Here is a 13,561-nt window from a genome sequence, read left to right on the forward strand (position 1 = left end):
CCCGGAAACAACAGTCCTTCGTGTCGCCTGCATCGGGAGCGCTACCAACGGTAGCGCAGTCCGGCGATGACCTCGCGGCCGGCGCCGAACTGGCAATAGATATTGGAGCTGCAGCTCGTGTAGTAGTCTCGGTCGAACAGGTTCGAGACGTTGAGCGTCGCTTCCGCCCCTTTGAGCGTGGGATGCAGCTTCGCCAGGTCGTAGCGGATCGCGGCATCGACGACGGCGTAGCCCGGCGTACGGATCGTATTGGCATCGTCGGCGAAGCTCGCCCCGACCAAGCGCATGCCTCCGCCGATCGACAGCCCGGACAGGGCACCAGCGAAGCGGTAGTTGGCCCAAAGCGAGCCGAACTGTTGGGGTACGGCCTGGGGCCGCTTGCCGATAGTCGTTACGACCGTGGAACGGGTCACCTCAGTATCGAGCACGGTTGCCGCCGCGATGATGTCCAGCCCATCCAGAACTTCGCCGCGCGCCTCGAACTCCAGACCGCGCGAGCGGATCTCTCCCTGCTGCACGTTGAAGCCAGGCACCGCGCCCGGCGTCAGCACGTCCTGTTGCCGGATGTCAAATGCGGAGAATGTCAGCAGGGCATTCATGACTCCGGGCTGATACTTCAAGCCGACCTCATATTGCTCGCCGGTCTTGGGACGGAAGGGCGCCCCGGCAGCATCGACGCCGATGACAGGCTCGAACGAGGTCGAATAGCTGACATAGGGCGCCAGGCCGTTGTCGAAGAGATAGAGCAGGCCCGCGCGGTAGCTCGTCTTCTCGCTCGACTGGTTCTGCTTGGTTCCCGTCAGGCGGTTGACCGTCGATTGATCCGTCCAGTCATGCCGGACACCGAGCTGAGCCCGGAAGCCCCCGAACTTGATCTGATCCTGCAGATAGATTCCGGCCTGGGTCAGATCCTGCTTGCTGTCGATGATGGTCGCCAGCGGTCCGGCCGGCTGGTAGTGGCTCGGCGACAGGATGTCGAGCGTCGTCGCCGGCCCGAACCTGTACTGCCAGTTGCTGCTGCCGTTCTGATAGTCGACACCGGTCAAAAGCGTGTGCTCGGCGCCGAAGGTCCTCAGGTCGAACTGCAGGTGGTTGTCGGTCGAGAGACGCCGCGCATCTTCTATCGAGTTGAGCGCGATCCGGGGAATGGTTCCGAGCGCGCTTACCGGCCCGGCCATCTGCAGCGAGCGGAAATTGATGTCGACCTCGCCGTAGCGCAGGCTCGAATGCAGGCTCACCGTGTTGTTGAAGCGATGCTCGAAGCTGTAGCCGATGCCGTATTGCTCGCGCCTGAACGCATCGAAGCCCGGATCGCCGATGTTGAGCTCGCGGTTGAGGGCGTCGCGGTAGGCCGGTGCCAGGAAGCGCGGGTAGAGCGAATTGAAATAGCCGCCCTTCGGATCGCGCTGATAGAATCCGGATGCCGTAAACCGGGTGTCGCTCGTCGGCTGCCAGGTCAGCGCGGGTGCGATGCCGAACCGTTGCTCTTCGACGTCGTCATAGCGGGTATCGGCAAGCCGGCCGATGGCGCTGAAGCTGTAGGATAGCTTGCCTTCGCGATCGAGTCGCCCCTGGCTGGTGAAGCCGCTCTGGACCCTGCCATGACTGCCAGCTTCAACCCGCAGCTCGTTGTACGGTGTCGTGCTCGGCATCCGGCTGATCTGGTTGACGAGGCCGCCGGGGCTGATCTGACCGTAGAGCAGAGCTGAAGGCCCTTTGATGACCTCGATACGGTCGAGCAGGAACGGGTCGATCGAGGTGACGGCAAAGGCCTGTCCGCGCGGCAGCCTGAGCCCGTCCAGGAAGCCGACGAAGTCCGTCGCCGTCCCAAAGCCTCCGAAGCCGCGCAGGAACACGCTGTCATAGCGCGAAGTCGTGTCGCGCTCCGAGAGCACGCCGGCGGTGTAGCGAAGCGCTTCGCCCATTGTCTGCGGGTTCTGATCATCGAGCTGTTGGCGCGTCACCGTCGAGATCGCCTGTGGCGTCTCGAGGACGGGGGTCGCGGTCCTGGTCGCGCTGGTTGCTGAGCGGCGGACATACTCGTCGCGGCTATCGGAGCGCTCGCCCGTCACCGTGAGCGTGTCGAGCTGGACCGGATCGTCCGATGCGCCGACCTGAGCGCCCGCCGTTCCCGTTCCGGCGAGAATTGCGAAAAGGCAAACCGATGTGGAAAGGGCGGTGCGAGCGTTCATAGCGGCGGCCTCCGGAAGCACGATATCTTCCGCCTAAACGAAACGGGACTGGCCTGTCCAGTTTAATATCCTTCATTTTCAATCTTCTAAAGTGCATTCGCTTGCGCTAAAGACGGTTCATGCCTGCCGCAACACCAGCTAAATCCACGACACGAAGCGATGCCCGCCGCACGGGTAAGGGCGGCAGACCGTCCAAGGCCCGCGAAGGTCAGATCTCGGACGCCATTCTCGATCGGGCATGCGAGATGTTCGCGAGCCAAGGCTACGCCGCCACGTCCGTGGAGCAGCTCGCGATCGCGTGCAGGGTTGGCAAGGACACGATCTATCGCCGCTTCCCGTCGAAGCGCGCCTTGTTCGAAGCTGCGATCGAGCGCTTGCGCGTGCGCGTTCTCCAGCGCCTGGAGACAGTCGCTGGCGAGGAGGGAAGCGGCTTAGAGCGGCTGCGCCGCGCCGCTCGCTGGTTCCTCGCCGTCAATGTCGAACCGGAGCTGGTCGCGCTCAGGCGCATCGCTTTCAGCGAAGCATTGCTGGTCGACAAAGCACAGCCCGCGAACGCCCCCGATCCGATCTTCGAGCGTCTGGTGGCCATCGTCCGTGATGCGCAGCTGGAGGGAGCGATCGTCGAAGAGGAGCCGCAATTCATCGCCGGCCAGCTCATCCACGCCGTGGCGACCGGTCCGTCAAACGAGACCATGCTTGGGAGCGGAGCTTACGCGAATGCGCTTGCTCAGGATGCGTTTTTCGAAAGGGCCTGGGCCCTGTTTCTAGAGGGAGCCATCAGGCTGCCTGTTGAGAACAAGAGTGCGTGAAGATTGCCGAGCGCCAACAGCGGACTCTGGGTCGCAGCCCGAAAGCAGACTTTATCGAGCCGCTGAACCGGGCGCTCACGCGCGAATTGATGCCTCTTGCTCACTGATAACAGCATATCTGCGGGCTCCTGAGCTCTGGAACAGCATTCCTTCGGCCGGATTCGTGTCCCATTGCGGGTTGCTCGCCGACTTAGTCCGGAGCCCTGGATCGGCGGACTCTACTTCTTGAAAGAAGCAGGATCGGGGCCCTCTTCGAAAGGCCTTACAATAGCACCCCCGTTCTGGGTCGCGCCCAGGAGCGCATCGACTGGGTCGCCGCCGCGGAAACCGGCTTGCGCCAGTATCTCGTCGAGAATCGGCTTCTGTGCGCCGAAGCTGAGCAACTGGCTGCTCAGATCGGAGATCGGGCTCTGGCCGCCATGCCCCGGCGAACCGCCATTCACCGCCCCTAACATGTTGCCGGCGCTGAAGATCCTGATGTCCGAGATCTTCTCGATCGGCTTCATCGCCTGCTCCAGCGCGTCGGGGATGATGGCAATGCGCTGCTTCGTAAGTTCAAAATCGACCATCTGCGGCGACAAGGCGTTGCGGGCCTCGTTGAGGGCGCGTTCGCGCTTGGCCTCGGCTTCGCCGAGCTCGACGATGCCGCCAGCCTTGATCTTGTTGGCGTCGGCCTCGGCGGTCGCCTGCGTGAGCAGGGCCTTTGCGAGGTTGTCGGCGGCCTCGCGCTCGGCCTGAGCGTTCACCGTGACGCGGGTGGCGTCGCGCTCGGCCTCGCGGCGGGCGTCGATGACCGCGATCTGCTTGGCGCGCTCGGCGATCTCGACCGCGCGTGCCGTCTCGACCTGTTCCTCGGCTGTCACTGCATCGGCCTTGGCGGATTCCGCCTTCGCCTTGGCCTGCGATTCCGCCTCGCTCTTCTCGGCGATTGCAATGGCGGCGTCGATGCGGGCGGTCTCGGTCGCCTTCTTCGCCAGCGCCTCGCTCTCGGCAATGCCCTTCTCGGCCTCGATCCGGGCTGTGGCAGTAGCCTGCTTGGCCTCGGCCTCGCTCTTGGCGATGCCACGCTCCGCGTCGAGGCGGGCGGTCTCCTCCGAAAGGCGGGCGGTCTGCTCGGCCTTGGCTTTCTCAGCGCGGGTGGCAGCGGTTTTGTTGGCGATGTCGCGTTCCTGGCTGAGCTCGGCGTCGCGCTGCTCGCGCTCAATCGTCAGGCGCTGGAGGGCGGCCTCGCGGTCCTTGGCGGCGATCGTGACCTCGGTCTCGCGGATGACGTCGTTGCGTTCGCGCCGCCGCGTCTCGGTGATCCGGGTCAACGCGGTCAGGCCTTCGGCGTCGAAGGTGTTGTTCTCGTTGAAATGCTTGATGTCGGTCTGGTCGAGCCGCGTCAGCGACACGGTTTCGAGCTCCAGCCCGTTCGATTGCAGGTCGGCGGCGACCGCCTCCTGAACCGATTTGACGAAATCGGCCCGCTTCTCCTGCAGATCCTTCAGCGTCATGGTGGCTGCGACCGAGCGCAGCGCGTCCACGAACTTGGCCTCGACGAGCTTGCGCAGCAGGTCGGCGTCGTTGGTGCGGTCGCCCAGCGTCTGGGCAGCGAGCGCGATGTTCTCCTCGTCGGGCTTCACCCGGACATAGAATTCGGCGGTGATGTCGGCGCGCATCCGGTCGGCCGTGATCAGGGATTCGGCCTCCGAGCGCTGCACTTCGAGACGCAGCGTGCTGAGCTGGACCCAGGCATAGGAGTGGAAGATCGGCAGGATCAGCGAGCCGCCGTCGAGCACGACGCGCTTCCCGCCCAGCCCGGTGCGGACATAGGCCTTGTCGCGGGTCGAGCGTCGGTAGAGTGCCGCCATCGCCACGCCGATGCCGACAATGAGGAGGACCGCCGTGCCGGCGATAGTGAGGATCGAGACGTAGTTCATGACTGTGTCGCCCCTGGCCTGGATGAATCGGTCGCGCCGAGTTCGGCCGGCGCTGGAATGGCTTCGAAGAGGCCGCCGGCCCCGTCGACGATGAGTACTGTCGCGCCTTGCGCGATGACATGCCCGGCCGCGGCTTTGGCGCGCAAGACATGGACGTTGCCGTGGCTATCTTTGACGCGAACGCGGCCGGGCTTGCCCTGGTCGAGCGGGCCGAGCGCGACGGTGCCGGTCAGCCCGACGAGATCGGCCTGGCTGACGACGGAGGTTTCCTCGCGGGGAATGATCGCCGCCGTCCAGCGCGACAGCGTTCGCGTGGTGGGTACGGCGAGGACCAGAGCGGCAAGGCCGGCGACAGGTGTCGGCAGCACCCCCAGCAATGTGCCCGCAAAGGCCTGGATCGCGAAGCCGGCGATGGCGAAGGCGGCGAGCCAGATCATGATCAGCACCAAGAGCGGCACGCCGCCGGTGTTCAGCCAGGACATCCAGGCACCGAGCGGACCATGCTCGCCATGATGCGCCATGCCGTCATCGACCAGGGTCGACACCGAAATCCCGATCAGCATCGCGACGAGTTCGACGGCGACGAGGCCGACGAGGATCAGCGCCGCGATGGCGAAGGGATAGGTTCCGGCTCCCGTCAGAGCGTCCATCAGCCGCGCGATCCCTTGTAGCGGTCGAGGCGGTCCTGGATCGCCTTCTCGCGCTGCAGGCGCGCCAGTTCCTCGACCTCGGAGGCCGCGGTCGCCGGACGGCCGGGGACGCCGGTGACGCGCTCGATTGCGCCGAGCGAGCGGGCGAGCCGGTTCTCATTGCGGACGGAGGCGCTCTCGCCCTCGCCGGCATCGGCTGCGCCCTTGCTCTTCTTGAGCGCGTTCAGCCTGGCGACCGCGTCCTGCCGCGCCGATGCGACGGCCTGGAGCGCCTTGCCGGCTTCCTCGATCCGGTCCGAGACCTCGGCCAGCGCGGTTTCCAGGGCGGAACGCTGCGCCTCCAGGTCTATCTGCAGGCCGACGACCGGCTTGACCAGATCCTCGCGGCCGCCGGCGAGCCCGGTTTCGATCTTCCCGGCAAGATCGTCGATCTCGTCGTTGATCTCGGCGATCTTAGCTTTGATGCGATGCTCCTCGGCGCGCGCCTTGCCGGCGCTCGCCCGTGCCTCGTCGGCGACGGCGTCGATCTCGCGGATCGACTGCTCGACGGTGGCGGTCGCGTTTGCGCCTTCGAGCGTGTCGGCCGCGCCATAGGCGAGGCCGGCAATGACGCGGCCGATGCGCGACAGAATTCCTTCGGTGGCCATGCTGGTCTCCTTGGGTTTGGTGGCGGTGGCGACGCCGACGAGGATCAGGGTCTCGCCGTCCCTGACGACGAGCCTGGCCTCGGCGTGGTCGAACCAGCCGGGCTCATAGCCGGCGACGGCATAGGGGATCAGCCTGCGTCCCTCGACCGTGGCGAGACTGAGATGCGTCGGGCTTTTGATTGCATAGAGGCGCCCGTCGAGTGGCAGGGCTTCGATCGCAGCCCCGCTCTGGCGGCTGGCGTGATCGCGCAGACCCAGCGTGACAAGCCGCGCCGGCAGGCGGGTCTTTTCGCGGATCGGCGCATAAGCCTGCTCATGCAGGGCGACGAGATTGGAACTCGCCCCGCGTTCACGGCCGAGCTCGTCAAGCACGCCCATCATCACGCCATAGTCGTCGAGCGTGGCGCGGATGGCGCGATCATCCTCGGGCGAGGGCGACAGCGTGTAGCTCATGGTCGACTGGAAGCGTCCACTCATCCCAAAGATATAAAGCACGTCATTTGTGCTTTCAAGGGTGGCGGTCGAAATCTGCCCGCGTTCAGATGAAGGGCTTGGAGTTCCCGCGCGTCATGGTGATCATGGATGACGACGAGGCGGGCGGCTTCATGTTCAGCTACGACAAGCTGTTCGGCGTCAAGGGCACGCCCAACGAAGCCACCCAGAGGCTGTTCTATGTCACCTGTAGCCGCGCCCGGGAGAGTCTGGCTCTGGTAGCCTATAGCGCCGATCCACAAGCGGTGCGCCGCAACGTCATCGGCAGCGGCTGGTTCGGGGCCGACGAAATTGAGCTGATCGATACAACTCGGAGCGCGCCGAACTGATGCGCTTTGCCATCCCACTCATCGAGACTCTTCGTGAGCGGCAAATGAGACGCGCCCAAGAGCTACGTTCCCAAAGTCGCTGAAAGGGCACCTCGGCCGCGCGGCACATCAGCAAATTGAACCGCCCGAGAGCGGACATTCCTCGGGTCAGCTATGGGCCAATTTGGTAAGTCGGGTCCTGCCCAGTACGAAACTTCCCGCTCTGCGGAGGCCTGCTCACGTGCAGCGTCACGCCGAACCTAAATCGGGGAGGGGGCTGAGGAATTGGACCGCCAAGGGTCCAGCACCGGCAAAGCAGGCTGGCGACGAGAAGCGAGAACCTTGGCAGCGAGCTATGATCGGGATGCCTTAGAATCAAATTGGACGCCCGGCTTAGACCGGGCGTCCAGAGGCAGATTGCGGAACTCGACCGACAATCGCGGCAACACTATGCCTCTCTCTTCATCTCAGGCACCTCTTCGCAGCCGCCACTGAACTGAAAGACCGCATCGATCCTGAACATTTTCAGGTCTATGCTAGAGCGCTTGGACACGCATCCAGAGAACTCGACATGGGGGTTCTCGAACTGATCTATCGCGCACACCCTGATTTGAGGCCGGATCACCTACCCCAAACGCTCACGATGCGGGAGTTCGAGCAGGGCGAATAGCAGCTGCCGACCCATCTGCGACATTGATCCGGCCTGAATCTGGCATGCGAGAAGGCCCGACAGTCTGAACCGCCGGGCCTCTCTCATTGTCAGATTGCGGAAGTTTCCTGCCGATTGGGCAAAACTTAGCCTCTAATCACACAATCACGACCGGGCGGGATATTCAACTGCACCCGGTTGTACTTCCGCAGGTGTTGCACTTCAGGCAGGTTCCGTTGCGGACCAGTGTGAAGTTGCCGCATTCGCCGCAACTGTCCCCGACATAGCCCTTCATGATCGCCTCGGCGCGACGCTCCGATGCGCTGGGTTGGGCGGCCGGGGCCGAGAAGCCGAGCTTGGCCATTTCCGCTTCGCCATAGGCTTCGGGCTCGTCCTTCAGCGCGGTGGCGCCTGCCGTGGCGAAGGCCGTGACGTTCGAAGCGGACCGCGCCACCGTGTCGAGCTGGGTCGGCGCGCCGGCTCCGCCCTGGATGGCATGGAAGTTCATCGGCTTGCCGCGGCGGAAGCCGGTCGAGGCCAGCGGGGTCGAGGTGATCGGCGCGACCACGTCCGGCGCCTTGTCCTGGCCGACGCCGCCGCCGATCACGTCATGGCCGATCTCGCTAGGGTCGATATGGGCGAGGTCGTGCCGGCCGAGATAGGAGATCGCAAGCTCGCGGAAGACGTAGTCGAGGATCGAGGTCGCGTTCTTGATCGACTGGTTGCCCTGCACGAAGCCCGAGGGCTCGAAACGCGTGAAAGTGAAGGCCTCGACATATTCCTCCAGCGGCACGCCATATTGCAGGCCGAGCGACACCGCGATGGCGAAGTTGTTCATCATCGCCCGGAAGGCGGCGCCTTCCTTGTGCATGTCGATGAAGATCTCGCCGAGGCGGCCATCGGCATATTCGCCGGTGTGGACATAGACCTTGTGGCCGCCGACGACCGCCTTCTGGATGTAGCCGGTGCGGCGGGCGGGCATCTTCTCGCGCTCGCGGACGACCTTCTCGACGATGCGCTCGACGATCTTCTCGGCGACCTGAGTGGCCCGCGCCGCCATCGGCTGGGCGACAAGCGCCTCGACCGCATCATCCTCGTCGTCCTCGTCCGCTATCAGCGCCGAGTTCAGCGGCTGCGACAGCTTCGAGCCGTCGCGATAGAGGGCGTTCGCCTTCAGCGCGAGCTTCCAGGAGAGCATATAGGCGCTCTTGCAGTCCTCGACGGTGGCGTCGTTGGGCATGTTGATCGTCTTGGAGATCGCGCCCGAGATGAAGGGCTGAGCCGCCGCCATCATGCGGATATGGCTCTCGACCGAGAGATAGCGCTTGCCGATGCGACCGCACGGATTGGCGCAGTCGAAGACGTTGTAGTGCTCGGTCTTGAGGTGCGGGGCGCCTTCCAGGGTCATCGCGCCGCAGACATGGACATTGGCGGCCTCGATCTCGGCCTTGGAGAAGCCGAGGAAAGGCAGCAACTCGAAGGACATGTCGGCCAATTTCTCGGCCGGAACCTTAAGCGTGTTGACGAGGAAGTCCTCGCCCAACGTCCACTTGTTGAAGACGAACTTGATGTCGAAGGCGGCCTTCAGGTCCTTCTCGATCGCGTCGATCTTGTCCTGGGTGAAGCCCTTGGCCCGCAGCGAGCCGTGGTTGACGCCCGGCGCCTGGGCCAACGAGCCGTGACCGACCGCATAGGCCTCGATCTCGGCGATATCGCTCTCGCGATAGCCGAGCGCCCGCAGCGCGTCGGGGGCGGCTGCGTTGATGATCTTGAAGTAGCCGCCACCGGCCAGCTTCTTGAACTTCACCAGCGCGAAGTCGGGCTCGATGCCGGTGGTGTCGCAATCCATGACGAGGCCGATCGTGCCGGTCGGCGCGATCACCGTCGCCTGGGCGTTGCGATAGCCATGCTTTTCGCCGAGTTCCAGCGCGTGGTCCCAGGCGATGCGGGCGCGCTCGGACATCGTGGTGCTGGAGCCGCCGAGGCGGGCGAGCGTGCCATGGTCGAGCGGGACCGGCGTCACCTCCAGCCCCTCATAGCCCTTGGCCATGCCATGGGCAGCGGTGCGGTGGTTGCGGATGACGCGCAGCATATGGGCTGCGTTCTTCTTGTAGCCGGGGAAGGGGCCGAGTTCGCCCGCCATCTCGGCCGAGGTCGCATAGGCGACGCCGGTCATGATCGCGGTGAGGGCGCCGGCGAGCGCACGGCCCTCGTCGCTGTCGTAGCCGAGGCCCATGGTCATCAGCAGGCCGCCGATATTGGCGTAGCCGAGGCCGAGCGTGCGGTACTCGTAGGAGAGTTCTGCGATCTCCTTCGAGGGGAACTGCGCCATCGTCACCGAGATCTCGAGCACGACGGTCCAGAGCCGGCAGAGATGCTCATAGGCCGCGACGTCGAATTCCTTGGCCTCGCGATCGTAGAACTGCAGCAGGTTGGCCGAGGCCAGGTTGCAGGCGGTGTCGTCGAGGAACATGTACTCCGAGCAGGGATTGGACGCGCGGATGCGGCCCGATGCCTTACAGGTGTGCCAGTCGTTCATCGTGGTGTTGAAGTGCAGGCCCGGATCGGCCGAGGCCCAGGCGGCGTAGCCGATCTTCTCCCAGAGGTCGCGGGCCTTGAGCGTCTTCGTGACCTTGCCGGTGGTGCGGCCGACGAGGTTCCAGTCGCCATCGGTCTCAACTGCGCGGAGGAAGTCGTCGGTCAGCGAGACCGAGTTGTTCGAATTCTGGCCGGAGACGGTGAGATAGGCCTCCGAATCCCAGTCGGTATCATAAGTGTCGAAGGCGATGTCCTTATAACCCTGGCGGGCGAACTGGATCACGCGCTTGATGTAGTTGTCCGGCACCAGCGCCTTGCGCGCGAGCTTGATCTCGCGCTTCAGGGCCGGGTTCTTCTCGGGGTCGAAGCAGCTGTCGCCTTCACCCTCGCAGTTCACGCAGGCCTTGAGCACGGCCTTCATGTGCTTCTGGACGGTCTTCGAGCCGGTGACGAGGGCCGCGACTTTCTGCTCCTCCTTCACCTTCCAGTCGATATAGGTCTCGATATCGGGGTGGTCGACATCGACCACGACCATCTTGGCGGCGCGGCGCGTCGTGCCCCCCGACTTGATGGCGCCGGCAGCCCGATCGCCGATCTTGAGGAAGGACATCAGGCCGGACGAGCGGCCGCCGCCGGCGAGCTTCTCGCCTTCGCCGCGCAGCATCGAGAAGTTCGAGCCGGTGCCGGAGCCGTATTTGAAAAGGCGGGCTTCGCGGACCCAGAGGTCCATGATGCCGCCCTCGTTGACGAGGTCGTCCTGCACGCCCTGGATGAAGCAGGCATGCGGCTGCGGATGCTCGTAGCTCGACTTCGACTTCACCAGCTTGCCGGTCTTGAAGTCGACGTAGAAATGGCCCTGGCTCGGCCCGTCGATACCATAGGCCCAGTGCAGGCCGGTGTTGAACCATTGCGGCGAGTTCGGCGCGACGCGCTGGGTGGCGAGCATGTAACGCAGCTCGTCATGGAAGGCAGCGGCGTCCTCTTCGGAGGTGAAGTAGCCACCCTTCCAGCCCCAATAGGTCCAGCAGCCGGCGAGGCGGTCGAAGACCTGCTTGGAGGAGATCTCGGAGCCGTAGCGCTCGCCCTCGGGGAGCTTCGCCAGCGCGGCCTCGTCAGGCGCGGAACGCCAGAGGAAGGACGGGACGTCGTTCTCCTCGACCTTCTTCATACGCGCGGGCACGCCGGCCTTGCGGAAATACTTCTGCGCGAGCACGTCGCTGGCGACCTGAGACCAGGCCTCCGGCACCTCGATGCCTTCCAGCCGGAATACGATCGAGCCGTCGGGATTGCGGATCTCGCTGACCGCCGATCGGAACGGGATCGCGGCATAGGGTGACTGGCCGGCCGAGGTATAACGGCGCTCGATGCGCATGATCTGTCGTCCCTTAAGGTCTGCCGCGGGCGGATGGCGCTCGCGCGGCCGGTTGATCACCGGCTCCTGATGTCATTCCAACTCGGTTTGATGCCCCATGGGTCCTCTGCGGTGTCGCCCCGCTTGCAGGCCCGGTCGCATCCAGAATGCACAAGCAATCCCGTTCGCTCCCGCGTTGTCGGCGGATGCGGCGGCAGGCCCGTAAGCACTCCGGAGAACTCGTTTCGCAGTCATCCAGAGGTGGTGCCGCCGGCCGTCATGCGATGGTCAAAATCTAGTCCCGAATGGTTCTGTCGGTCAAGGAATAGTGCGCCCGATGCCGGGCTGACACGACATCTAGTAGGTAGGTGTGGACTCCGGGGATAAGTTTCAAGGCCTCGGCTAAGCCTTGGAAATCGCCGGGAGAATCGCGCGCGGCAAAGGCAGCATGCCATGCCCGCGACCTCGGGCAACCTTCTAAAATGCCATTGATCACGGTTAACTGTGTCTTTCCTGCCATGGTGCGGCGCGCGAGCGGTGACGGCCCTGCAGCGTCGGGCGGCAAGTCGTTGAAACGGCGTCATTTGCCAGGCTGCGCCGGCACGGAAGCGGGCGACGGCGTGGCCGAAACGTGGCCGAATCGCGTCGCGCCTCGTCGCGCTGCGAAGCTTCGTATTGGCTATCGGCGCGAATCCTGTGGAGACTGGACAGGGCAGGGCGGGGGAGCCATAAGTCGCCGGACTGGGGTTGCGCCCTGATAGGGGCCGGGCCTCGCGCGCCCGATGGAATCGATGACGATGAAGCCTTGGCTGCTGCAGATTTTCACCTGGTGGAACGGCCAGACCATCGGCACGCGTTTCCATACCTGGCGCTTCGGCGAGCGCGTCGGCGAGGACGAATTCGGCAACGTCTACTACCGCACCAAGGGTGGGGTGAAGGATAAGGCGCTCGGCATCCAGCGCCGCTGGGTCGTCTATAATGGCGAGGCCGAAGCCTCCACAATTCCGCCCGGCTGGAACGGCTGGCTGCATCACACCGTCGATGTCGCCCCGTCGGAAGAGCGTTACGAGCCGCGCGAGTGGCAGCAGCCGCACCAGCAGAACTGGACCGGCACGGCGCTGGCCTATCGCCCGAAGGGCTCGACCCTGGCCGAGGGCGAGCGTCCGGCCGCGACGGGCGATTACGAAGCCTGGACACCCGGACGCTGACGCACCGGCGGGCGGTGCAGGAACCATCCTTTTCCTCGCGCCCTTTTTCCGCTGCGATTGGCGTGTTACTGCGCGCCGTCGCGGCGGAGCCGCGCCGGCGCGGAGATTCGCCGCGCCTCGCAGGGATACGTGAAGTCGCCATGCCGTCGCCCCATCGCTTTCCGGTCCTGGCCGGCCTGGTCTCGACCACACTGCTGTCGCTCGCGCTGACCGGCCCGGCTGCCGCCGACCGCATCCGCAACCCGACGGCGGTGTTCGCCGGCCTCGACAAGATCACCGGCCGGATCATCTCCTTCGAGGTCGCCGTCGACGAGACCGTGCAGTTTGGCGCGTTGCAATTGACGCCTCGGGTCTGCTGGACACGCCCGCCGACCGAGGCGCCGCAGACGACGAGCTTCACCGAGGTCGACGAGGTCACCTTCAACAACGAGTATCGGCGCATCTTCACGGGCTGGATGTATGCGGCAAGCCCCGGCCTGCACGGCGTCGAGCACGCGATCTACGATGTCTGGCTGACCGACTGCAAAGGCGGCACCGAACTCGTGGTCGATCCCAAGGAGCCGGAGGCTCCGATCGCCGAAGAGCCGCGCCGGCCGCGCACGTCTCCGGCCCGCGACGTCAACCAGCAGCCGGGCTTGCAGCAACCAGGCCTGCAGCAGCCGGGTCTGCAGCAGCCCGGCGGACGCATCGACGTGCTGCCGCCGCAGGGCGTGCCGGTGGCGCCGCAACAGGCGCCGCGGCAGCGCTATTTCCCGACCAATCCCGGCCGCGACCCGGCTGGCGGCAACTGATCGC

At 65.0% G+C, this 13,561-nt stretch carries 9 protein-coding genes; 4 read left to right on the forward strand and 5 right to left on the reverse strand.

Annotation, left to right across the window (positions count from 1 at the left end; genetic code table 11):
• Nucleotides 1-41 precede the first annotated feature (41 nt).
• The gene (locus AC1RMY_RS08660; protein WP_492863597.1) at nucleotides 42-2,192 is read right to left on the reverse strand and encodes a TonB-dependent siderophore receptor; all 2,151 of its coding nucleotides are present in this window, start codon (nucleotides 2,190-2,192) and stop codon (nucleotides 42-44) included.
• 119 nt (nucleotides 2,193-2,311) lie between these two features.
• Here AC1RMY_RS08660 and AC1RMY_RS08665 point away from each other — a divergent pair, with 119 nt between their 5' ends.
• Complete coding sequence (locus AC1RMY_RS08665; RefSeq protein ID WP_492863598.1) at nucleotides 2,312-3,001, forward strand: TetR/AcrR family transcriptional regulator; 690 nt, start codon at nucleotides 2,312-2,314, stop codon at nucleotides 2,999-3,001.
• 218 nt (nucleotides 3,002-3,219) lie between these two features.
• Here AC1RMY_RS08665 and AC1RMY_RS08670 read toward each other — a convergent pair whose 3' ends face one another.
• From AC1RMY_RS08670 to AC1RMY_RS08680, 3 genes are read right to left on the reverse strand one after another with little or no spacing between them, the layout of a single operon-like run.
• Nucleotides 3,220-4,923: a flotillin family protein gene (locus AC1RMY_RS08670; protein WP_492863599.1), complete on the reverse strand. Its 1,704-nt coding sequence runs from the start codon at nucleotides 4,921-4,923 to the stop codon at nucleotides 3,220-3,222.
• Nucleotides 4,920-5,573, reverse strand: a complete 654-nt coding sequence (locus tag AC1RMY_RS08675; RefSeq protein WP_492863600.1) for an OB-fold-containig protein — start codon at nucleotides 5,571-5,573, stop codon at nucleotides 4,920-4,922. Before AC1RMY_RS08675 ends, AC1RMY_RS08670 begins: the two co-directional genes overlap by 4 nt.
• A complete protein-coding gene (locus AC1RMY_RS08680) occupies nucleotides 5,573-6,715 on the reverse strand; it encodes a PspA/IM30 family protein (RefSeq protein ID WP_492863601.1) in 1,143 nt (380 codons plus the stop codon). The genes AC1RMY_RS08675 and AC1RMY_RS08680 overlap by 1 nt, the downstream gene beginning before the upstream one ends.
• Nucleotides 6,716-6,789: 74 nt before the next feature.
• Here AC1RMY_RS08680 and AC1RMY_RS08685 point away from each other — a divergent pair, with 74 nt between their 5' ends.
• On the forward strand, nucleotides 6,790-7,041 hold the full coding sequence (locus AC1RMY_RS08685; RefSeq protein WP_492863602.1) for a hypothetical protein: 252 nt from the start codon (nucleotides 6,790-6,792) through the stop codon (nucleotides 7,039-7,041).
• 812 nt (nucleotides 7,042-7,853) lie between these two features.
• Here AC1RMY_RS08685 and AC1RMY_RS08690 read toward each other — a convergent pair.
• A complete protein-coding gene (locus AC1RMY_RS08690; protein WP_492863603.1) occupies nucleotides 7,854-11,579 on the reverse strand; it encodes a vitamin B12-dependent ribonucleotide reductase in 3,726 nt (1,241 codons plus the stop codon).
• A 776-nt stretch (nucleotides 11,580-12,355) separates the two neighbouring features.
• Here AC1RMY_RS08690 and AC1RMY_RS08695 point away from each other — a divergent pair.
• Entirely contained in the window at nucleotides 12,356-12,766 is a 411-nt protein-coding gene (locus AC1RMY_RS08695; protein WP_492864427.1) for an NADH:ubiquinone oxidoreductase subunit NDUFA12, read from the forward strand.
• 140 nt (nucleotides 12,767-12,906) lie between these two features.
• Nucleotides 12,907-13,557 (forward strand): DUF2155 domain-containing protein, encoded by a 651-nt coding sequence (locus AC1RMY_RS08700; RefSeq protein ID WP_492863604.1) that lies wholly within the window; start codon nucleotides 12,907-12,909, stop codon nucleotides 13,555-13,557.
• Nucleotides 13,558-13,561: the final 4 nt, after the last annotated feature.

The sequence above is a fragment of the Allobosea sp. GW822-FHT03F07 genome (assembly GCF_058801345.1).